This window comes from Crocinitomix catalasitica ATCC 23190 (genome assembly GCF_000621625.1).
GTDB classification, from domain to species: Bacteria; Bacteroidota; Bacteroidia; order Flavobacteriales_D; family Crocinitomicaceae; genus Crocinitomix; species Crocinitomix catalasitica.
In genome coordinates, this window is the sequence record NZ_JHXV01000017.1 from 39,138 (window position 1) to 61,977 (window position 22,840).

The following is a 22,840-nucleotide window of genomic DNA, read 5'->3' on the forward strand; positions in this document are numbered from 1 at the left end:
ATTGCGGTATAATTATTGCTTCATAAAATATCATTAAATTAACGATTTAAAATCTCCTCAAATGAAAAGCATATTTCCATTTCTAATTTTACTTATTTCATTCTCCAGTTATACCCAATCTTTAGGCGAAATTAATTCAGACGCTAAAAAAGAAGATAACAAAGGTATTTTATGTATCAATGAAGAATTACGTATGGTACCTGATTGCAATGGCTTTGTATACGAAGAAACATTGAAAATTGAAGGTAAAGATGAAGTTGTCGTTTATCATTCAAAATCAGGTAAACCCTTTTCAGGAGAATGTAAAGTGTGTTATGACAACATGCAGCTTAAAATGAAAATAGAATACAGCAATGGAAGATTAATAGGTCAAGACACTGTCTATTATCAAAATGGAAATGTTCAATTTATTTATAGTCACGATAATTTAGGTTATGGAAAAGAGGATGGTGCACAAATTTACTATAGAGAAGATGGAAGTTTAAAATGGGAAAAAAATTATGTGATGGGGATGGCTGACGGTGAATTCCGTTATTATTTTGCTGACACATCTATCTTTAAAATAGAACGGTATAAAAACAATCAATTACATGGTAAAAAACAAGAGTTCTATTCGAATGGAGCAATCAAAAAAGAAATTGATTATAAAAACGGTATGTGGAATGGGACCTATATCACTTATTTTGCAGATGGTAAAGTAGAGTCAGAACAACAATTCGTCAATGACGAAAAGGATGGACCATCAACCTACTATTATGCAACAGGTGATTTGTTTTATTCAGAGAATCACGAAAAAGGATCTAAAGAAGGAGCATTTAAAAGAATGTATGCAACAGGTAGGATGTGGACAAAAGAGAGTTATAAAAATGACCTTAGAGATGGCGAATTTGAAGAATATTACGACAATGAAAAGAATACCATTAAATACCGTGCAACATATAAAAAAGGTAATTTATTAAGTGAAACTTATTACGACGAATTGGGTGGAGAAACAATGCCTCCTGAAAAAATCGAACAAATAAAAAATTCTCAAGAAGAAGGTGACGATCAGAGTGAACCTATAGAAAATCAAAAGAATAAGAAGAAGAAAGAGAAGAAGAGAAAATAAACTTTAAATTCTCATCTCTTTATTATTTTATTAAACCAGCCGTTAATATCTTCAGAAAATTTGAATTTTAAAATTATCACCCAGTATATTGTGGCCCAAAAAATTAATCGTGCAACAATTTCGAAATGCGTTGGAAGATTAAAATTCATGAAATTTACTGCAAGAATTAAACCTGCTAAAATAAATAAGACAACTGCAAACTTACGATTGAAAGGTTGTAATTTGTATTTCTTGATTAAATACAGGCAACGCAATGAGTTAATGATAATGACGGCTAAAAATGAAGCAATTGCCGCTCCAACTATTCCATATAAAGAAATAAGAAAGTAGTTTAATATAATTGCCAATACTGCTAACCCAATATTAAAATATGTATTTGCACGATAGACTCTTGATGTCGCAATTATCTCAGAATTCACACCAGTCATCATTTCAACAAGTTGAGCTAAACCAATAAAGAAGAAAACATACAATCCCTCTTTGTAATCTGGCAAGTAATATAATGCCAATTCTATACATGCCCAGCCAATAGTGAATAAAAATCCGCCTAAAATCAAATTAGTAAGTGAACTTTTTTCATAAACAGATTGAATATTTTTTAAATCATTATTCTTCCATGAATCGGACAATACTGCCACTGAAATTCTTTTAACACCTCTTGAAGGTACACTTACTAAAATACCGGCAAAAAACATTATGGCATAAATACCTAGAGCATCAGTCCCTAACATTCTGTTAATCATTAATTGGTCAACAGAAATAATTATCATGCTAGATGCAGTTGCTAAAATTCCATATAAGCCAAAACCATATATTTTTTTTCTAGCTGAAGCAGTAAAATTTTCTTTTTTGGGCAAAATTAATTTTCCTGTTTTTGAAACAGCTGTAATCAACAAAGCTAGACCGGGTAAAGAAAAGGCGACCACATATAAATAAATTAAATGCTCAAAATCAATCACTCCTGACCAAAACACAATTAATACTAATAATAATAGTATTTTCAATATAAATGACTCCCAAAACGTACCAATTACAGAACTATATAACATCCGTAAATAAATGTCCATATTTTTCGCGAAAATTTGAAAAATAATTAGCGGAATCAATAATATTGAGAAGGCTTGAATAGTTTGATTAGAAACTTCTGTACCAACTAAAAAGTCCTTAAAAAAAATAAAGGTAGAGACACCTAATACTATACCTATAATAGTCACAAATAATGCAAACGCAAAATAGCCTGAATGACCATTTTTTTCATTTTTGAAATTTGAAAAAGAATTTAAAGTTATTTGAGTAAACCCAAGGCAAAAAAAAGTAGATAGAACTGAAGAAACTGAGTCCAACAATGCCAAAGTCCCAACTTGGTTTTTTGTTAAAATGAATGGCATTAACAATCGCGAAACGGTTCCGAATAAAATTCCACCGAATATAAATATTGTTGATAGCGTTGCTTGTTTTTGAATTATACCCATTTTTTCTTTAGAATCAAACTAAACGTTAAATATACGCTTCTTACAATGATACTTAATAAACTAAATAAAAAAACAAACAAAATTGCATTAATTTAACACCCTCAATTTTAATTTAAAAACACTTGTAACCCTTTAAATTTCAAGAACCAAGACGACCATTAAAAATCAAAATTTTAGATGCTATTTTTGCTGTTTATACATTAACGTATAAACTTAATTTATGTTTCTCTTTCTAATGAAGTATTGTTAACTTTGTTAAGATATCGATTAAATATGAATATAAATAAAACAGTAAAAATTGGAAAATTCGTTTTAAATGAAAGTAATCCAGTTTTCATAATTGCTGAAGCAGGTGTAAATCATAATGGAGATTTGAAATTAGCGAAACAATTAATAGATGTTGCTGCAGAAGCTGGAGCTGATGCTGTTAAATTTCAATCATTCATTACAGAGGAGTTAATTTTAGAAAATGTCGAAAAAGCAGATTATCAGAAAACCACTACAGGTAAACTGGAATCTCAGTTTTCAATGCTTAAAAAACTGGAGTTGGAAGTTGATAAAATGAAGGAGGTTAAGCTTTATTGTGAATCGAAAAACATACTTTTTTTAACTACCCCATTTGATGAAAAAAGTCTAAATCTTTTAGACGAGCTTAATCTTGATGCATACAAAGTTTCATCCACTGATACAACAAATATTGGATTTATCAGAAAGGTAGCTTCCAAGGGTAAACCCATTATTTTATCGACGGGAATGTGCTCAATGACTGAGGTTGAAATAGCTGTAACAGCAGCTCGAGAAATTAATCCAAATGTTATATTATTACAATGTACATCTAATTATCCTGTTCCAGATAACGAAGTTAATTTAAATGTAATCACAACATTTAAAAGAAAATTCGATATGCTCATAGGTTTTTCAGACCATACCCCTTCAATCGGTGCTTCTCCTTATGCCGTTGTTTTAGGGGCTAAAGTTGTTGAAAAACACTTTACGTTGGATAAGAATATGGATGGCCCCGACCATAAAGCTTCGCTGGATCCCAAAGAATTACAAATGTTTGTAAAAGAAATTAGAAAAGTTGAAAAGTATTTAGGGTCATTTGAAAAAACTCCTTCACAAAGCGAAATAAAAACAAAAAGCAAATTACAGAAGTCACTAGTTGCTGCCACCACAATATTAAAAGGAATGAAGTTTGATAGCAACAATATTGTTGCAAAAAGAACAGGTGGCAATGGGCATTCAGCTATAGAATTAGATTATATTTTAGGAAAAACTGCCCAAAAGGACTTTAAAGTAAATGAACTTATTATACTTGAATGAATCCTATTAATTCAATATCATCAAAATCCATTGTACTTATAGGAGCAGGTGGACATGTTAGACCGATAATTGATGCTGCATATTTAAATGGATTCAAAATCGAAGGAATTATAGATCCATCATTTAAAGGAATTCCTGAAAAAATAATGGGCATACCTGTTATGGGTGGCATTGATACTTTACGGGAGTTGTCAAACAAAATAGAAATCTTTATTGCCATTGGGGATAATTTTAAAAGAAAAGAAATGTATCTTGAATTAAAAAATCAAGGCTATAAATTCATCAATATAATACACCCAACCGCAATCATATCTAAATATTTAACTTTAGGAGAAGCAATTTTTATAAACGCGGGTGCAATAGTAAATGCTGGCGTAAAAATAGGTAATGCTTCGATCATCAATACAGGTGTTATAGTAGACCATGAAACTCAAATTGAATCCTTTGTTCATCTTTCACCTGGTGTAACTATTGCTGGCAGAGTGCAAATAGGAGATGAAACATTTATTGGTATTGGCAGCACAGTTATCGATAAAATAAAAATTGGAGCAAATGTGACCATTGGAGCGAATAGCACAATTATTAAAAATATTGACTCCAATTTAAAAATTATTGGCGTCTCTAAAACCATCCCTTAATATGCCATATATTTCTTCTGCCTGTGTTAAACACGCCAAAATAAAAGATTCTTTAATTGAATTATCAGAATTTGGATTTAAATCAATTGAATTATCCGGCGGTACAAGACCATACCCCGAATTGAAAAAGGACCTAGTATCTCTCAAAAAAGATTTAGAGTTGAACCTATTGCTGCACAATTATTTCCCGCCTCCAATTAAAGACTTTGTATTAAACCTTGCATCCTCTAATTCTGACATTCTTAACAGTAGCATTGATCATTGCAAAAAAGCGATTGAATTATCCTATTTATTGGATTCAAAAATTTTTGGATTTCATGCAGGCTTTTATATCGACATTTTAACATCAGAGATAGGTAAAAAAATAAATGCTAAAGCTATAAACACTCAAGAAAAGTCACTTGATATTTTTTGTGAATCGTACACAGAATTAGTTAATTTCGCTGGAAAAGATGTTAAATTATATGTAGAAAACAATGTGATTTCTACAGAAAATTTTAAATCATTTAACGAAAAAAATCCACTGATGCTAACAAGTGTAACTGATTATGAAGAACTATCGGATCGTATAGATTTTAATTTGCTTTTAGACGTTGCTCATTTAAAAGTAAGTTGTCAAACATTGAATAATAATTTTCAAAGTTCTCTTCAAGAATTATTCTCTATTTCTGACTACATTCATGTTAGTGATAATAATGGTATGGTTGATAGTAATAATTTTATTAGCGAGGAGTCTCAACTGTATCAGGATTTGGAAAAACTAGATTGGGAAGATAAAACTGTAACTATTGAGGTATACGAACCTTTAATAAAAGTAGAAGAATCTATGAATAATCTTAAAAAACTTAGAAATGCTAGATCAACTAATTTGTAAATTATCTGCAAATATTTTTGACGTCTTACAAGTCATAAATAATAATGCTAAAGGAATTGCTTTTATTATCGGTGATAATAATAAATTTATTGGTGTTCTAACCGATGGCGATATTAGAAGGGTATTATTAGAAGGCAATGACTTAAATACTCCCATAAAAGGAATAGTCAACAAGCATTGTACTGTCGCAAATGACGGAGAGTCCTTTCATGAGATGCTAGCAAAAACGAACGAAAAGGTTAACATTTTACCGATAGTTGATGTAAACAATATTTTGGTCGATTTTTTTCAATATCAAAACAACGTCTATGTTCCAGTGGCCTCCCCTAACCTAAGAGGCAATGAATTTAAATATTTAGTTGATGCTTTTTTGTCTACTTGGATTTCAAGTTCAGGTAAATATATCGGCCAATTCGAAGAAAAATTTTCATCATATTGCGAATGCCAGCATGGCGTAGCGGTATCTAATGGAACAGTTGCTATACATCTAGCTCTTATTACGTTAGGAATTGGTACGGGAGATGAAGTTATAATTCCCGATTTAACGTTTGCGGCAACGATTAACGCAGTTTTGCATGCCGGAGCGACACCTGTAATTGTTGATGTAGATATAGACAGTTGGTGTATTGACCCTCTAGAAATTGAAAAAGCAATTTCTCCAAAAACAAAAGCAATAATTCCGGTTCACTTATATGGTCAATCATGTGATATGGAATCAATAATGAAAATCGCAAGCAAAAACAAACTTTTCGTGATTGAAGATTGTGCGGAAGCACATGGCGCAGAATATAAGGGTAAAAAAGTTGGTTCATTTGGAGATATTTCCACGTTTTCGTTTTTTGCAAATAAAATTATAACAACAGGCGAAGGAGGAATGTGTGTTACCAACTCAAAAGAGTTAAGCGATAAAATGTGTGTTTTGAGAGATCACGGCATGAGTAAGACACGAAAGTATTGGCATACTGCGGTGGGTTATAATTATAGAATGACAAACCTTCAAGCAGCAATTGGTGTTGCACAATTAGAAAGGATTGATGAAATTCTAACATATAGACGACAAATTGAAAATGATTATAGATCGTTTCTATCTACTTTTCCTTTTATTAAATTTCAAAAAAATATTGAAGATAGGCATCGCGTAACATGGTTAGTTTCGGCCATTTTGGAAACGAATAAAAGAGATGAATTGATTATTAGATTAAAAGATGAAAATATTGATGCTCGACCATTCTTTTTTCCTTTAGGAGAAATGGATATTTATAAAGAATTTTTATTCTCTAACCAAAACAGCCAAAAGTTGTCAATTCAAGGAATTAATTTCCCAACTTCCGAAAAACTATCATCTTCGGTTAAAGAAAGAATACTTGAAATATTTAATAAGTTATAATGAAAGTTTTAGCCATTATACCTGCACGAGGCGGAAGTAAGCGAGTGATTGACAAAAATACAAAGTTATTAAATGGTAAGCCCTTAATAAGCTACACTATCAACGCGGCAAAAGCTTCTGAATTATTATTTGATATAATTATCTCCACTGATAGTAATCAAATTGCTAATGTTGCTCAAAAACATGGAGGAAAAGTACCCTTTCTGCGACCAAAAGAATTTGCAGCAGATTCAAGTGGAGATCGCGATTATTTAATACACGCTTTAACTTGGTATCAGAACGAATTGAATGTCAAAATAGACGCCGTTTGCATATTGCGTCCAACTTCACCCTTTAGAACTGCAGAACTTATAGATAAAGGAATAGAATTATTAGAGAATTCTTCATGTGATTCAATTCGCAGTATGTCAATTGTTTCGGGAGTTCATCATCCATACTGGATGTATAAAGAAGAAAATAGTTTTGCTAAAGAAATAATTGATGGAATCAGCATTGAACAATATTTTCAAAGTCAATTATTACCCGACGTTTATCGACTAAATGGCTGCGTGGATATAATAAAATCTGATTGTCTATTAAACTTAGAAAAAAACTTGTACGGCACTAATATAAAAATCCTAGAAACTCCAAAAAAACAAGATTTAGACATTGATACCCCAGAAGATTTCGAATATTGCGAATGGTTAATGACGAAGTAATCAATTAGTCATTGCCTTCTATCTTATCTAGAATAAGTTCAATCGCTTTATTCCCATTACAGAAAAAATAGTTATTTATAAATGACAAATAAGCCTCCTTGTTTATTTTAATATTCTTTTGTTGAAGTACATGAAGTAAGTCCTCTTCGCTGTAAATAGGAATGCCTACACCTTCTTTTATGTAATTTACTTTATCCTGTTTAAGTAAGTCCAGAATAACTAATGGTTTGTTAAATGCAACAAATTCGGCTCCAACAGTCGAATAACTGGTTATTAATAGACTACATTTTTCAAAATGAGTAACCAAATCGGACGTTCTATCAATATAAAAATTACTAAAACTAATGGTATCCCCTATTTTATAAAAATAAGCATCATCCTTTTCTGATGGATGAGGCCTTAAAACGAGCCTGTACCTATCCCCCATCTTCTGAATCACAGATAATACGGTTAACAATTCCTTTTTTCTTAAGTTTATATCGGGTTGTGGCTGTGTAGCGTAAACTATTAGTTCTTGATCAGTATTCAGTAGTTGACTCGAAATACGTTGACCGTTATTTTCAGGAATTCTACCTGTAGTAAGTACTTGATTAGATGAATACCCTCCACTTGTCAATAATAAATTTGTATAATACTCCCCCCATGTAAATGTTGTGTCTGGAAGTAGCGGTGATTCTTTATAATGACCATACATATAGGCAGGATGTAAAGTATAAATCATTCCGTGTTGAACGGCAAAAACTCGTAATTTTGCTTGCTTCGCAGCATACTGAATAACCTTTTGCTGTGGACTATTTTCATCTATCAAAAGGATAGACTTGAGACTTTGTTTTTTAAAAAAATGTTTGAATGAAAAATAGCGTATTAAGAAAAAATATATACTACTCTTTTGATTAAATAAAAAGGAACAAATAAGTCGAGAATCTTCACTGGTCGAATATTCTATCAAATCTTTCTGAATTTGTTTATTTGCTTTAACAAATTCCTTCATTTCCTTAATCCATTTAAAACTAAAAAAATAATTCCCTACAATGTTATCGACATTAATTCTCTTTTTGTATTCTTTTTTATCTACCAGCTTTTTTTTAGAATCAAATTGATTTCGATTATAGATTAAATCAAATTTCGATGCTAATTCACCAAATCTAAAATTTATTTGACCTGGTTGCCCAATTAGAATATGTTCAGTATTAAACCTTAAATTGGGTTTAAATTGAGTAAGTATCTGCCAACTTTCTTTGACTAAAAATTTCTTATCGGTAACGTTGACTTTGGCGGCTACCAATTTTATACTGTCCTTGTCAATATAGTTAAATAACTTTCGATCTGCAGTTATAACAATCGTTTCTGGTGAAGATTTAAGTTGATTTTTAATGCACGCCAGGTTGAGTAAAAAATTTTTGTATTGAAAGTAAGTGCGGAAATGGGTTAAAAACCAAATATTTACTCCTACACGATTCTCAAAAATCTTAAAATAAGGTAAATTTTCATTGTAAAATGATCCGATTTTTTCAAAACTATTATTAATGATTTTTTTCTGTTCATCACTATCAAGAGTCAGTACAGTTAGATTTTTAGTATTTTGGTTGGTATAATTTGAGGTAAAGTATTTTATATTCTCATCAGTTTCCCGCTCATATTCGATATTTCGATCCAGATAATAATTCATGAAACTAATTTTGAATCTTTTCAATAATACCAACTAATTTTTTTGTTAAATTCTCTCTAGAAAAATACTCTAGGCCTGCGAAAGAGAATTTTATTTCTCTATTAACCAAATTTGATATAAACAATTCTAATCCATATTGATCATCATAATTAAATATTTTTCCTGCATCAACTTTATTGAGAATTTCTGCAGCGTCACCATCTAATGGTCCTATAGCTACAATGGGCTTCTTATAACTCATATATTCAAAGATCTTCCCAGTAACTATTCCTTTATTACCTTTAGTATCAGGTATGGCTAAAAAAAGCACATCACTATTAGCATAATAATTGACTAAATCAGACTTTTTCACATAACCGTAAAAACTAATATAATTACTCAAACCTAATTCTTCCACAAGATCATGAATACTTTGATCTTGTACTCCTACAAAACTTAAATGAAGCCCAGGAATTAGTTGAGTTACGTTCTTAAAAGCTTTAAAAAAAGTCTTAATATTATAGAGGCTGGAAATTACACCTACATATAGTAGATTATATTTACCTTTTAATTTAAAATTGGGAACAATCTGCGAAGTTATTATGTCTGCTGTGTCAAAACCGTTTTCAACTACATAAATATTCTCAGAATGGGCAGATTTCATTGAAAAAGTTTCCTTCAATCCATCACTAACTGTTAAAACTAAATCAGCTTCATTAATCACTCGTTTTTCTAATTCTTCTTCTTTATCCTTTAAATATTTAATTTTTGACAATTGATCGTAATAAAATATATCTGTCCATGGGTCTCTTAAGTCTGCAATCCAAATAATATCTCGATTTAACTTTAAATTTAAGCCAATTAATTGTGATGAGTGTGGCGGACTTGTCGTTACCACATATTTTATCTGATACTTATCTATTATTTCTACTGCTGTTTTATAAGCATATTTATTCCAGCCTTTCCTTGGATCAACTTTAAAAAGATTGCCTCGAATGTATCGAAACAATGTTTGTATTCGGGAATTCGAATTTACATTACTGAACCCCGAATGTGGCATATTTTTTTTCCCTAAAATCTTTGAAAACAATCGGATTGGTTCAAATGAATTAGTTCGATAAATCTTTATACTTTCATCCACATCATTCAAAAGTGAATTGTCTAATAGAAAATATGAAGCTTTATCTGGATCAACCGTAATAATTACTGGCTCCCAATTATTCTTGGGCAAATACTTTGCAAACTTGAGCCAACGTTGTACTCCTGATCCACCACTAGGCGGCCAATAATACGATATGATAAGGATTTTTTGTTTAACTGGCTGGTTGTTCATCTATTGTCTCAATAACAGCATCGTCATTTCGTTTTGTAAACAAATAAATACCAGCACCCAATAAAATTATCATAATTATATTGGCTATTAAACTCATTGTACTAGCTATTTGAAATGATTCCAATTGAAAAGTAAATCTTATATCATGTTCTCCCGCAGGAATTTCAATACCTCTCAAAATGTAATTAACACGAGACACTGGCACTTCTTTGTCATCAATAAATGCTTTCCAACCATCTTCGTAGAAGATTTCAGAGAATACAACAAATTGATTTTCTTTCGAACTAAATTTATAAGTTAAATTGTCCGGTGAATAATCTGTCATTTCAATCGATCCATTTCCTGAATAAGCTTCTGATGAAATTTGATCTTTAAATCGTTCATCCACTATTGTTAAACTATTCGGATCCCATCCTCCAACGTCACCACCTGTAATAGAGAAAATCTTATTGAATAAAGAATCTGGAGCAGAATCATACAACCAATTTAGACCGGTTGAATCTGAAACAAGTGCCAATGGTTGATTAGCTGACTCTCTTAAAGGTAAATTGTTTACAGGAATTAATTCTCCTGGATTTTGAGCCAACTCAATTTCAATTTTTTCAGTTCCTTTAATTTTTTGATTCGTTACAACCTTACCATTTACATAAATCTTCCCTGATCCACCTTTAGATATAATTGAATATTCGACAAAAGAACCTAGACTTTGTATTTCTTCGTCCGCATTTTCAACGAATTGAATATTCTTAGTCAACCATGCATTACCCATTGCTTCATTATTAATAGCAGTAACTTGAGTAACTAAATTCCCGTTTTTATCTTGTTGACGTGCCAGTCGATATTTCATATTCAGCATATTTAAAACTGCTGGATTATTCTGTGAAATATGAAAGTCAATTAAATCTTGATAACGACTTAATTTAGCACCATGGTAACCACCAATCGATTTAAAGAAATAAGAAGTGTATGAGCTATTAAAAGGATTACCTTCTTCAAATACTCTAAAATTTGTATAGCGATTTAAAACTCTGAACGTAGTATAGTCTCGCATCGCTTGTTTAACATTCCCATTAACATCCATCGTTTTTAATTCGCTATTTAATTCGGAAATAGCCGCATCAATTTCTGTTTTTATTTGTGGATTCGCTTGTAATTCATTTCTTAAAATAGTGTTCTCACCTTCCGATGCATTAAACGGATACATTTTGGCATTTCTATCTACCCAATCAGACCCATTCTTTCCAAGATTTTCATTATTTATAAATCTTTTATCAATTGACACTAGATCAGCAAATATCAAGACTGCGAGTGCACCACTAAGAATATATTTTGAAAAAGAAGTTTTTAAATACACAAATATTAAAAGCACTGAAACAATTAAAAAGCCTAATGAACGACCAACATCAGCTTTGAAGATTCCAATACGAACATTTTCTAAATCACCAGTTAAAATGCTGACAGCTTCGGCATTGGCGGTCCCTTCATAAGAGGCGAACTGCTCGATTTCTTTTGCAGATAAGAAATTATTAAAAGAAGATGGTAGAATATAAAACACTAATAATAATGCGACTAGAGCTCCTGATACGATATAGAATTTATTCATATCTGCTTTAATCTCTTCTTTCGCATCAACCAATTTTTGTAAAAATATTATCCCTAAAATCGGTAATGTGATTTCAACAACAACTAAAATAATGGTAACTGCCCGAAGTTTATCATATCCGGGAATAGTATTCAAGAAAAAATCAGTTAAACTCGTTTCTGAAATTGCCGTTCCACTTGTTACAATAAATAATAATATTGCTGTATTAATGGCATTAAAAATTAAACGCTGTTTATTGTTAAGGAAGATATTTACCATATACAGAAGTATCGGTAAAAGAACTAATGCTGCAACAAAGTTATGGCCCCAACTCAAGGTTATAGCCAAAAGTGTAGCTGTTAATAATGCCCATTTATATTTATCTTTAACATAAACCATTGCTAGTAATGCTAATAAAACAATAATAATACCTACATATACAGGACCGGATGTGAAAGGCTGTTCTCCCCAATATTGACTACTATTAGCAACATTATTTCTAAACCTAGAATCAGTTTCTTTCAATAATTCTTTATTCGCTTCTTCTCCGCCAATTGCCACACTTTGGCCACCTTTAAAATTGGGCACCATTAAGGTGAAAGTTTCCCCAATACCATAACTCCAATTAGTTACATAATCCCTATCCAAACCTCCTGTTTTGATATTGTCATTGCTTGAACCGTCAGGATTAATTGTTAACTCCGTACCACCTCTAATCGTTTGTTTTGCATATTCAGCTGTTCCGAATATATTCCCATAATTGGCAATCAACGCGACTCCATACCCTAAGAGTAAAGCGACAGTTATTTTCACAAATTTAAATACCTTTTTATTTTTATAGTATTTAACAAATTCAACAATCCCAAGGAATAATAATAAAAATCCAGAGTAATAAGTTATTTGTACGTGATTTACTGACAATTCTAAAGCCATAAATATTGTGGCACAAGCTACGCCAAACAGCCAATTTTTATTCCTATATGCCATTATAAATCCAGCTAACATTAAAGGAACGAGCCCAATTGCTGCTGCTTTCGTATTGTGACCAGCTTCGAGAATAACAATAAAATACGATGAAAATCCGAATGCTATGGATCCAATTATACCAATAAATGGCTTTATTCTTAAAGACAATGAAAGTATATAAAAACTTATGAAATATACGAAAAGAAAAAATATAGGTGAAGGCAAACCTAATCTCAATAAATTAGTTAAACCTCTTGTCAACCAAGTGTTTTCGTAATGCAATGAAATTTGTGTCGTTGGCATTCCTGAAAACATTGCGTTTGTCCACAAAATATTTTCATTATTATTTTCGCGATAATCAACAGCCTCTCTGGACATCCCAATAAAATTGGTAACGTCACCTTGTTTTAAATCATATCCTTTTAAAGCCGGAGAGAAATAAGAAATTGCAATAACTATAAATAACACGATAGCACCTAAATGCCACAAATTTTCCTTTTGAAGAATAGTCTCTTTTATACGCATAGAATCAATTTAATATTGTCTTGTATTCGCTTAATTTAGAAGCGTGAATGAAATAAAAATCTTGGTTAAATATATTAATTTCTTCGATAGGAACTTCTTTTAACTTATTCTGCTGAAGGACATGGATATGATAATCTTTTTCAGTTAAGAAATTAGTCACATTCTGCTTGTTCTCTTTGCCATTCAGTTCTATTTGAATAACTGGAGAGAATTTTTCAATGGAAAAAATTAACGAAGGCATGACAAATTGTTCATATCCTTCAACATCACATTTAATAAAATTTAACTTTTGCAAAGCCAAACCTTCTAAGATATTATCTCCAATTTTCATAGGCACATCAAAACTCAATGCTGCTTGGTCGACATTATTTTCATCAACTTTAGTTAAACCGTGCCTTACTACTCCATTTACGATTGGAATTGACATTTTTACATTAGCTGATTCGGCTTCGCCTAAAGCAATATTAAATAAATTGAGTTGGACTTTATTCGACCATTTACGCATATTACTTTTCCAAATATCAGCAAAAAGAGGAATAGGTTCAACAGCGATCAACAGACCTTTTGGTTGAATTTTTTTTGCTAGGAAATACGAATAGTACCCGAGATTTGCACCTATATCCAATACAGTATCATTCGGTCGAACTAGTTCTTTAACAAAATGTAATTCGGCATATTTCTTTTTAAAAAAACCTAGACGCATCAGTAAAATATAAATCTTACTTATCAGTTGCAAATACGCTTTGATTCCAATTATTTTAACAAGAATTTTTCGAATTAATTTCATATTAGTCTACTTCTTGATAATCGGTATAATCACCTTTATTTAAATCGCTTTTGTCAACTTTAGAAATACTAACACGACCATAATTTTTAGCTGCATTAACCTTATCATTTCGACTTTTCTTTGCATTTGCCTCATGTGTTTTTTGTTCGGCAACAGTCCTACGAACCGTCATCATTTTACCAATGACTCTTAGCAATAAAAAAATACCAAGAATTATTAATACTGTCCGAAAAAGTCCAACTATGCTTAAAAGAATCATTATTTACTCAAATAAAGATTTCTTTCGCTATAGATTTTCTGAAAATAAGGGTCTTTTAAATCTTTGATGAAATATATTCCTTCACCAGTCGATTTCATTTCAGGTCCTAATTCTTTATTCACATTCGGGAATTTATCAAAAGAGAAAACAGGTACCTTAATCGCATAACCTTCTTTAAACGGTTTGAAATCAAAATCAGTTACTTTAGCTCCCAACATTACTTTTGTCGCATAATTCACATAAGGCTCTCTATAAGCTTTAGCAATAAAAGGAACAGTACGAGAAGCTCTTGGATTTGCTTCAATTACATATACCTTATCATCTTTAATAGCAAATTGGATATTAATCAATCCAACTGTTCTTAATGCGACTGCAATTTTATTAGTGATTTCCGTAATTTGCTGCAATACTAAATCTCCCAGGTTATAAGGAGGCAATAATGCGTAAGAATCACCAGAGTGAATTCCTGCAGGTTCAATATGTTGCATTATACCAATAATGTAAACATTCTCTCCATCACAAATAGCATCTGCTTCAGCCTCTATAGCTCCGCCTAAGAAGTGATCTAATAATATTTGGTTATCTGGTAGTTCATTTAAAATATCGACAACATGGTGCTCTAATGCTTCTTTATTGATTACAATTTTCATTTTTTGACCTCCCAATACATAAGAAGGTCTTACCAATAACGGGAATCCTAAATCATCAGCTAATTCAAGCGCTTGCTCAGCACTTTCTACTACGCCGAATTCAGGATAAGGAATATTGTATTCTTTTAAAAGATTTGAAAATCTACCTCTATCTTCAGCTAAATCCAAAGCATCGTATGAAGTTCCCATTACTTTAATTCCATATCGCTCTAGCTTCTCAGCTAATTTAAGTGCTGTTTGCCCACCTAATTGAACTATTACACCTTCTGGTTTTTCATGCTTAATGATATCATATATATGTTCCCAGAATACTGGTTCGAAATATAATTTGTCAGCTGTATCAAAATCAGTTGAAACTGTTTCAGGGTTACAGTTAATCATTATGGTTTCATATCCACATTCCTTCGCTGCTAATACACCGTGAACACACGAATAATCGAATTCTATACCTTGACCGATTCTATTCGGACCAGATCCTAAAACAACTATTTTTTTCTTATCTGAAACGATTGATTCATTTTCATACTCGAAAGTTGAATAATAATATGGCGTTTCGGCTGCAAATTCTGCGGCACAAGTATCAACAATTTTATAAACTCTATTTATTCCAAAATCAGTTCGTTTTGTATAAACTTCCGATTCTAAACATCTTAAAAGGTGCGCTATTTGTCTATCAGCGTATCCTTTTTGTTTCGCTTCGAAAATTAATTCTTCTGGCACATTAGAAACGTTGAATTTCTCAACACGCTTTTCCAATAAAACTAAATCTTCAATTTGTCTTAAAAACCAATTATCAATTTTAGTTTTTTCACGAATAGTTTTGAATGGTATCCCTAATTTAATCGCATCATAAATATGGAATAAACGGTCCCAACTAGGGAATTCTAAACTTTCTAGTATTTTATTTTGATCGTGAATTTCTTTACCATCTGCACCTAAGCCATTACGGCCGATTTCAAGCGACTGACAGGCTTTTTGTAAAGCTTCTTGGAAACTGCGTCCAATTGCCATTACTTCTCCAACAGATTTCATTTGAAGACCTAATTTATCATCAGCTCCTTCAAATTTTGAGAAATTCCATCTTGGTATTTTCACAATCACATAATCCAATGTTGGTTCAAAGAACGCAGACGTTGTTTTTGTAATTTGATTTTTTAATTCATCTAAATGGTAACCTATTGCCAATTTTGCAGCAATTTTCGCAATCGGATAACCTGTTGCTTTCGATGCTAATGCTGAAGATCGAGATACACGCGGGTTAATTTCAATTGCAATAATATCTTCGTTCTCATCTGGGCTTACTGCGAACTGAACATTACATCCACCTGCAAAGTTCCCTATCTTTCTCATCATTTTGATCGCCATATCACGCATTTTCTGATATGTTTTATCAGATAATGTCATTGCTGGTGCTACGGTAATTGAGTCCCCCGTATGCACACCCATTGGATCAAAATTTTCAATTGAACAGATGATGACAACGTTGTCATTCGCATCTCTCAACAATTCTAATTCATATTCTTTCCATCCCAACAATGCTTTATCAATCATCACCTCATGAATTGGTGATAAATGAAGACCTCTTGTTAGTAATTTATCAAATTCACTTTCATTGTATACAATTGCAGCTCCCGTTCCACCAAGTGTATAAGAAGCACGAATACACAAAGGAAACCCATAATTTTGAGCAATTCCTTTACCTTCTAAAAATGACTTTGCAGTTGCTTGAGGTGCCATCGGCACATCAATTTGTTCCATTAAATTACGAAACGATTCTCGATTTTCAGTAATCTCAATCGCATCGATATCGACTCCAATGATTTTAACACCGTGCTCTTCCCAAACACCTTGCTCATCACATTTTATTGCTAGATTCAAGGCTGTCTGACCACCCATAGTTGGCAGAACTGCGTCAATTTTATGTTTTTCTAAAATTTCTTTGATTGAAGCAACCTCTAAAGGTTTCAAGTAAATATTATCAGCCATGACGGGATCCGTCATAATTGTAGCTGGATTACTATTTATTAGCGTAACTTCAATTCCTTCTTCTCTCAGTGATCTAGCAGCTTGAGATCCCGAATAATCAAATTCACATGCTTGCCCAATTACGATTGGTCCACTTCCTATAATTAAAACTGATTTAATGCTATTATCTCTTGGCATAACCTTATATAATTCCTCCGTTTAAAATTCCGCCAAAATTAGGGAGAATTATCTAGAAATCTATGAACAAATGTTGAATCTTATTCACAGTTTGTCATTTTGAAGGCAGATTTTCCTCTTGAACACGGTCTAATAAAATATATTATTAGACTGATGTGAAATTAATTAAAATGAGTTATATCTTTGAATTATGAAAGGTAAATCGATAGTATTAAGTGGCGGGCAAATTGAGCAAAAAATTGAACGTATCGCTTACCAAATATATGAGAACACTTTTAATGAAAAGGTTGTCTTTTTAGGTGGTATAGCGGGAAACGGTTATATACTCGCCGAACGAATTCAAAAGCAATTAAAGAAAATTAGCAATTTAGACATTCAATTATTTGAAATTAACGTCAATAAAGAAGCTCCATTATCTCAAGAAATCACTTTATCAATCGATGATGAACGTTTAAATCAATCATCTTTAATCTTAATAGATGATGTGATCAACTCTGGAAGAACAATGATTTATGCTGTAGGTCGTATTTTACAGAATGAAATACACGTTTTAAAAATTGCTACACTTGTTAATAGAACACATAGACGTTACCCTGTAAAAGCTGATTTTGTTGGCTTAAACATTGCAACAACCTTACAAGATAGTATCACAGTTGAATTCGGAACAGATGAAATAGCTTACCTAAATTAATACTTGAACCAAGGTTCTGCTTCAGCTACTGTTTCTTCTTTTTTTGAATTCTTTTTCGACGCTTTTAGATTTATTTTTCCTCGGTGGAACAACTTCTTTTGTTGTCTTTTCCATTCACGATTATTCTTTTGATGAAATTTGAGTGCCTTTCGTTTATTTTGGCTCCATTTAATTTTTTTACCGTTTAAATATTGATGAAATCCAAGCAAAATATAAGACTCCATCACATAAGGATCATAAATTCCAACAGCATGGAAACATCTAGAGAATTTTGAATAGCCTTCCAAGCCAAACTCTTTTCGTATTCTCGAATCTTTGGTATAAATACCTTTAATTATCACCTCATCAATCGTCAATCGTCAATCTCTTAAAACTTGCTAAATTTCTCGGCGTACAGGTTGCTAAAATTTCAAATGCGTGAAATAAAGAAGAAGGAATATATTTTGGCGTATACACATAATAATTATATGCAGCTTTGTTCAGAACGATTGCAGGATAATTGGGATGTATAAAAAGTGTATCATTTGCTTTTACGCTATGAAAATCAATCAAAAAAAACAATAATACTAAAAGCTTTAGCTTAACCATTGGAATAAAAATATATCCTTATAAGTTAAATTCGCTTGAATGGTACACTTAATCTGAAAAATTAATTCTGATTTAGACTTTATTTGTCGATAGCAAATTGTTCCGCAATTTTTTCTACACAGCGCATTCCATCTACAGCTGCTGACATAATTCCTCCCGCAAAGCCTGCTCCTTCGCCACAAGGGTACAAACCTTTGATTTCAATATGTTGTAAAGTTTCATTATCACGAGGGATTTTAACCGGAGAAGAAGTTCTTGATTCAGGTGCATGCAAAACAGCCTCATTAGTCAAAAAACCTTTCATTTTTTTTCCGAATTCCGTAAAAGCGATATTTAATCTTTTTGAAATTAAGCTCGGTAGGGCCTTATTCAAATCAACAGAAACAACACCAGGTTGGTATGATGAATTTGGCAAATCTTTAGACTTAACACCTTTTAGAAAGTCGAGTAATCTTTGAGCTGGGACTGCTTGAGTTTTACCTGCTGCTTCCCAACAATCCCTTTCAACTTGTTCTTGAAATTTTAAACTAACAAAAGGATCATCTTCATTGTAATTAGGAAGATCCTCAGGTGAAACCTGAACTACTATTCCCGAATTAGCGAAAGGGTTATTTCTTTTTGAAGGAGACCAGCCATTTGTCACCACTTCTTCATTTTTTGTTGCGCACGGCGCTATAATCCCTCCAGGGCACATACAAAATGAATAAACTCCCATATCTTCGGCTTGCGTTACAAGCGAATAAGAAGCGGGTGGTAAATTTTCGCCACTTAATTGACCGTGATATTGTATTTGATCTATTATTTCTTGTGCATGCTCTATTCGCACCCCAATAGCAAATGGTTTCGCTTCAAGGTAAACGTTTCTTTGATTCAATAAGTAGAATATATCTCTAGCAGAATGACCTGTAGCAAGAATCAAGTTATTTGTTTCTTTCCAAATGTCATTTTTAATCTGTATCGCTGATATTTCTTGATTTAAAATTCTAATATCAGTCAACTTGCTTTCAAAATGGACTTCACCTCCACATTTTAATATTTCTTCTCGAATAAGTTGAATGATTTTCGGCAATTTATTCGTTCCGATATGTGGATGGGCATCAACTAGAATACTTCTATCAGCACCAAAATGAACGAACCATTCTAATACTTTTTTAGTATTGCCTCTCTTTTTTGACCTCGTATATAATTTCCCATCCGAATAAGTTCCTGCACCGCCTTCACCAAAACAATAATTCGAATCCTCGTCAACAATATGTTCTTTATGAATTTTTGCCAAATCACGCCGTCTTGCACGCACATCTTTTCCCCTTTCATAGATAATAGGTTTTAATCCATTTTCTATGGCATGTAGACCTGCAAACATACCCGCTGGACCAGCACCAATAATAACTACTTCCTTTGATTTTTTAACATCTTGAGGATTAAAGTAAGAAGAGATTGGATTAAATTCTTCACCTATATAAACAGCAACTTTTAAGTTATATTTAATCTTTGATTTACGCGCATCAATCGATCGCTTTAAAATTTCTATATGATTAACGTCATCAATACGAATTTGCAGTTGTTCTAAAATGCACGCATTAATGAAGTCTTCATTATTTATGTGTTCGGAATCTATTCTTAGATTTAATTCTTTAACCATTATCCTTCAAAGGTAAGTGAAAACCACCAAACTCTTGTTTTCAAACTCTCAAGAGGTGACGAAAAAAATGTATCGTCTTGAATCAATAAGTTTTTCATTCCATTGGATAGTTTGATCTCAATACCAAATTTGAAATAAGGAAGGTAGAAGTCAAAACCTCCGCCTACTTGATAAGAAAAATCATGTCTAGTTAATTTAATAATGGGATCAGAAACTTTTTGCTCTACATCTTCCTGACTAGCAAGGTCAAAACTATAAACAAGTCCACCAATTGCATATGCCGAAAAATTATTTATCCGTTTCGTATTCAATTTTAATATCAACGGCAAATTCACTAAAACAGGTTCCGATCGCGTTTGCTTAATTTCAGTTTTACCATTACTTATGTATGAATATTCAAAAGTTGATTCGTGAAATGTAAGCGATGGAATTGTGCGTAGATGAACTGTTGGTGACAAATTCCAAGAAATTAGCGGAATGTGAATGGCAAAACCTGGCCCACTTTTAATACTAACATTATATACGGAATCAAAACTTGAATAATTTTGTTTTAAAGTATAATTATAAGCAGTAGATGTCACACCTAGCGCAATACCAAAATGAAATTTATTCCGTTCGAAATTCGGAATATTTTTACCATAGCGTTGACCGAAACTTACAACTGAAAGTAACAGGAATAAAATAGTTATGTATCTACTTATTTTCACACCTAACGGTAAACGACTGATTTTTATAAATATTATTAAATTTAATTGATAAATTAAGCCTTGTACCCATAATAAATGGTTGCAATTCCGCCTCCTACCAATTTGGCATCTATCTTATTAAAACCTACTTCAGCCATTATCTTTTTAAACGCTTCTCCTTCAGGGAAAGCTTGAACAGACTCTGGCAAGTATGTATACGCTGCTTTATCTTTAGATATCATCTTCCCAATTGTAGGAATAATATATTTAGAATGAAATTTATAGTATTGTTTTACAGGAAATTTCTTAGGTTTTGAAAACTCTAAAATCACGCCAATTCCTCCGGGTCTTAAAACTCTTAAAAGCTCAGATAACCCTTTAGATAAGTCTTGAAAATTCCGAACACCAAATCCAACAGTAAATCCGTCAAACGTATTCGTTTCAAAATTCAAATTTTCTGAATCACCTTGATGCATTTCAATTATATGATCAATATTTTTTTTAATCATTTTATTACGCCCTACTTCAAGCATCCCATTCGACAAATCTACACCTACAATTTTGGTTGGATTTAATTTAAGGGATTCAATTGCAAAATCTCCCGTTCCTGTTGCCATGTCAAGAATTACTTTAGGTTTTACTTTCCCTAAAATCTTCACGGCTTTTTTTCGCCAAATTTTATCTATTCCCAACGAAAGGAAATGGTTCAAGAAATCGTATTTAACAGAAATATTATCAAACATTTCTGCAACTTCTTCTTTTTTAGAAGTATTCTCTTTGTTGTATGGTTTTACCGTGGTTCCCAAGTTGATATTTTTTTTAAAATTCAATTCTATAAGAGCATTAAAACTTCGCTCATTAATTTTTCTTTATCTACAGTGACTACGCCTATTTTTTCACAAACTAGTCCACCTGCAATATTCGATACTTTTGCAATATCTTCTGAAGAAACACCACTTACTAAACATAATGTTGCCACACTAATCACTGTATCACCTGCTCCTGAAACATCTGCAATTGTTCTTAAATGTGCTGGAACATAATAATGCTTATCAGCATCATTCATATAAACTCCATTTTCAGATAATGTTACAAAAACATACTTCGGGTTGATAATCGTTTTCAGTTGATTAATCGCTTCTTGAAAATCTTCTCTTTCTTTGCTATCAATTATTCGATCTAAACCTTCTCTTAACTCTTTTAAATTAGGCTTGAATAAGGTAACATTTTTATAAGTAAGAAAATTAAGTTTTTTGGGATCAACGGTTGTTACAATATTATTAAGATTCGCAAATTCGATAATAGAATTTATAACGTTCTCAGTTAAGATTCCTTTATTATAATCCTCAAAAATAATACCATCAATTCCTTCTTTAAGAACAATCTCCTTTACTTTTTCAATTAAAGCAAATTCTGCTAAAGAGTTAATTTCAGTAGTGTCTTCATTGTCTACTCTTAAGAGCTGTTGATTATTTCCAATCACTCTAGTTTTTACTGTCGTTACTCTGTCATCGCCCTTTAAAATCCCTTTAGTTGAAAGCTTATTTTCGTTTAACAACTTAAACAAAAGATCAGCCTGTTCATCTTTCCCCACTATGGTACAAATAAAAGGTTGAGCTCCCAAGCTTTGAAGATTTAACGCGACATTTGCAGCCCCTCCCAAACGGTGTTCACGTGATTTAAATTGAACAATTGGCACTGGTGCTTCAGGAGAAATCCTTTGAACAGAGCCGTTTAAATATGTATCAATCATCACATCGCCGATTACAATTATCTTCTTTGTGGAAAATTCAGTAAATGTATTTTTCAAACGATTCATT

20 protein-coding genes are annotated in these 22,840 nt (G+C 32.0%); 7 read left to right on the top strand and 13 right to left on the bottom strand.

Going from position 1 to position 22,840, the window contains the following annotated elements:
* Positions 1-61 precede the first annotated feature (61 nt).
* Entirely contained in the window at positions 62-1,108 is a 1,047-nt protein-coding gene (locus T367_RS0111040; protein ID WP_027419901.1) for a toxin-antitoxin system YwqK family antitoxin, read from the top strand.
* Between the two features lie 11 nt (positions 1,109-1,119).
* Here T367_RS0111040 and T367_RS0111045 read toward each other — a convergent pair whose 3' ends face one another.
* Positions 1,120-2,580 (bottom strand): lipopolysaccharide biosynthesis protein, encoded by a 1,461-nt coding sequence (locus T367_RS0111045; RefSeq protein ID WP_027419902.1) that lies wholly within the window; start codon positions 2,578-2,580, stop codon positions 1,120-1,122.
* A gap of 273 nt (positions 2,581-2,853) precedes the next feature.
* Here T367_RS0111045 and neuB point away from each other — a divergent pair, with 273 nt between their 5' ends.
* Genes neuB through T367_RS0111070 form a run of 5 tightly spaced genes read left to right on the top strand, consistent with a single transcriptional unit; the run spans position 2,854 to position 7,500 of the window.
* Complete coding sequence (neuB, locus tag T367_RS0111050) at positions 2,854-3,903, top strand: N-acetylneuraminate synthase (RefSeq protein WP_035843279.1); 1,050 nt, start codon at positions 2,854-2,856, stop codon at positions 3,901-3,903.
* The gene (locus T367_RS0111055) at positions 3,900-4,541 is read left to right on the top strand and encodes an acetyltransferase (protein WP_027419904.1); all 642 of its coding nucleotides are present in this window, start codon (positions 3,900-3,902) and stop codon (positions 4,539-4,541) included. Before neuB ends, T367_RS0111055 begins: the two co-directional genes overlap by 4 nt.
* Before the next feature lies 1 nt (position 4,542).
* Positions 4,543-5,415 (top strand): TIM barrel protein, encoded by an 873-nt coding sequence (locus T367_RS0111060; protein WP_027419905.1) that lies wholly within the window; start codon positions 4,543-4,545, stop codon positions 5,413-5,415.
* Positions 5,393-6,802, top strand: coding sequence for an aminotransferase class I/II-fold pyridoxal phosphate-dependent enzyme (locus tag T367_RS0111065; protein WP_027419906.1), 1,410 nt, complete (start codon positions 5,393-5,395; stop codon positions 6,800-6,802). Before T367_RS0111060 ends, T367_RS0111065 begins: the two co-directional genes overlap by 23 nt.
* Entirely contained in the window at positions 6,802-7,500 is a 699-nt protein-coding gene (locus tag T367_RS0111070; RefSeq protein WP_035843281.1) for an acylneuraminate cytidylyltransferase family protein, read from the top strand. The genes T367_RS0111065 and T367_RS0111070 overlap by 1 nt, the downstream gene beginning before the upstream one ends.
* Before the next feature lie 4 nt (positions 7,501-7,504).
* Here T367_RS0111070 and T367_RS0111075 read toward each other — a convergent pair whose 3' ends face one another.
* Genes T367_RS0111075 through carB form a run of 6 tightly spaced genes read right to left on the bottom strand, consistent with a single transcriptional unit; the run spans position 7,505 to position 17,413 of the window.
* The gene (locus tag T367_RS0111075) at positions 7,505-9,169 is read right to left on the bottom strand and encodes a CDP-glycerol glycerophosphotransferase family protein (protein WP_157454203.1); all 1,665 of its coding nucleotides are present in this window, start codon (positions 9,167-9,169) and stop codon (positions 7,505-7,507) included.
* A 4-nt stretch (positions 9,170-9,173) separates the two neighbouring features.
* Positions 9,174-10,481, bottom strand: a complete 1,308-nt coding sequence (locus T367_RS0111080) for a glycosyltransferase family 4 protein (protein WP_027419909.1) — start codon at positions 10,479-10,481, stop codon at positions 9,174-9,176.
* Entirely contained in the window at positions 10,462-13,554 is a 3,093-nt protein-coding gene (locus tag T367_RS0111085; protein WP_027419910.1) for a YfhO family protein, read from the bottom strand. Before T367_RS0111085 ends, T367_RS0111080 begins: the two co-directional genes overlap by 20 nt.
* A gap of 4 nt (positions 13,555-13,558) precedes the next feature.
* Positions 13,559-14,341, bottom strand: a complete 783-nt coding sequence (locus T367_RS0111090) for an FkbM family methyltransferase (RefSeq protein WP_035843283.1) — start codon at positions 14,339-14,341, stop codon at positions 13,559-13,561.
* A gap of 1 nt (position 14,342) precedes the next feature.
* Positions 14,343-14,600 (bottom strand): hypothetical protein, encoded by a 258-nt coding sequence (locus tag T367_RS0111095; RefSeq protein WP_027419912.1) that lies wholly within the window; start codon positions 14,598-14,600, stop codon positions 14,343-14,345.
* Positions 14,600-17,413: a carbamoyl-phosphate synthase large subunit gene (gene carB / locus T367_RS0111100; protein WP_027419913.1), complete on the bottom strand. Its 2,814-nt coding sequence runs from the start codon at positions 17,411-17,413 to the stop codon at positions 14,600-14,602. The genes T367_RS0111095 and carB overlap by 1 nt, the downstream gene beginning before the upstream one ends.
* Positions 17,414-17,603: 190 nt before the next feature.
* Here carB and T367_RS0111105 point away from each other — a divergent pair, with 190 nt between their 5' ends.
* Complete coding sequence (locus tag T367_RS0111105) at positions 17,604-18,104, top strand: phosphoribosyltransferase family protein (protein ID WP_027419914.1); 501 nt, start codon at positions 17,604-17,606, stop codon at positions 18,102-18,104.
* Here T367_RS0111105 and T367_RS0111110 read toward each other — a convergent pair.
* The 6 genes from T367_RS0111110 to T367_RS0111135 all read right to left on the bottom strand — a co-directional run bounded on the left by T367_RS0111110 (position 18,101) and on the right by T367_RS0111135 (position 22,839).
* Positions 18,101-18,460, bottom strand: a complete 360-nt coding sequence (locus tag T367_RS0111110) for a hypothetical protein (protein WP_027419915.1) — start codon at positions 18,458-18,460, stop codon at positions 18,101-18,103. The genes T367_RS0111105 and T367_RS0111110 overlap by 4 nt on opposite strands.
* Positions 18,450-18,692: a hypothetical protein gene (locus T367_RS0111115; protein WP_027419916.1), complete on the bottom strand. Its 243-nt coding sequence runs from the start codon at positions 18,690-18,692 to the stop codon at positions 18,450-18,452. Before T367_RS0111115 ends, T367_RS0111110 begins: the two co-directional genes overlap by 11 nt.
* Positions 18,693-18,771: 79 nt before the next feature.
* The gene (locus tag T367_RS0111120; protein ID WP_027419917.1) at positions 18,772-20,334 is read right to left on the bottom strand and encodes an NAD(P)/FAD-dependent oxidoreductase; all 1,563 of its coding nucleotides are present in this window, start codon (positions 20,332-20,334) and stop codon (positions 18,772-18,774) included.
* A complete protein-coding gene (gene porT, locus T367_RS23945) occupies positions 20,334-21,041 on the bottom strand; it encodes a type IX secretion/gliding motility protein PorT/SprT (RefSeq protein ID WP_051568501.1) in 708 nt (235 codons plus the stop codon). The genes T367_RS0111120 and porT overlap by 1 nt, the downstream gene beginning before the upstream one ends.
* A gap of 53 nt (positions 21,042-21,094) precedes the next feature.
* The gene (gene ubiE / locus T367_RS0111130; RefSeq protein WP_035843344.1) at positions 21,095-21,826 is read right to left on the bottom strand and encodes a bifunctional demethylmenaquinone methyltransferase/2-methoxy-6-polyprenyl-1,4-benzoquinol methylase UbiE; all 732 of its coding nucleotides are present in this window, start codon (positions 21,824-21,826) and stop codon (positions 21,095-21,097) included.
* Between the two features lie 26 nt (positions 21,827-21,852).
* Positions 21,853-22,839: a bifunctional heptose 7-phosphate kinase/heptose 1-phosphate adenyltransferase gene (locus T367_RS0111135; RefSeq protein WP_035843285.1), complete on the bottom strand. Its 987-nt coding sequence runs from the start codon at positions 22,837-22,839 to the stop codon at positions 21,853-21,855.
* Between the last annotated feature and the right edge of the window lies 1 nt (position 22,840).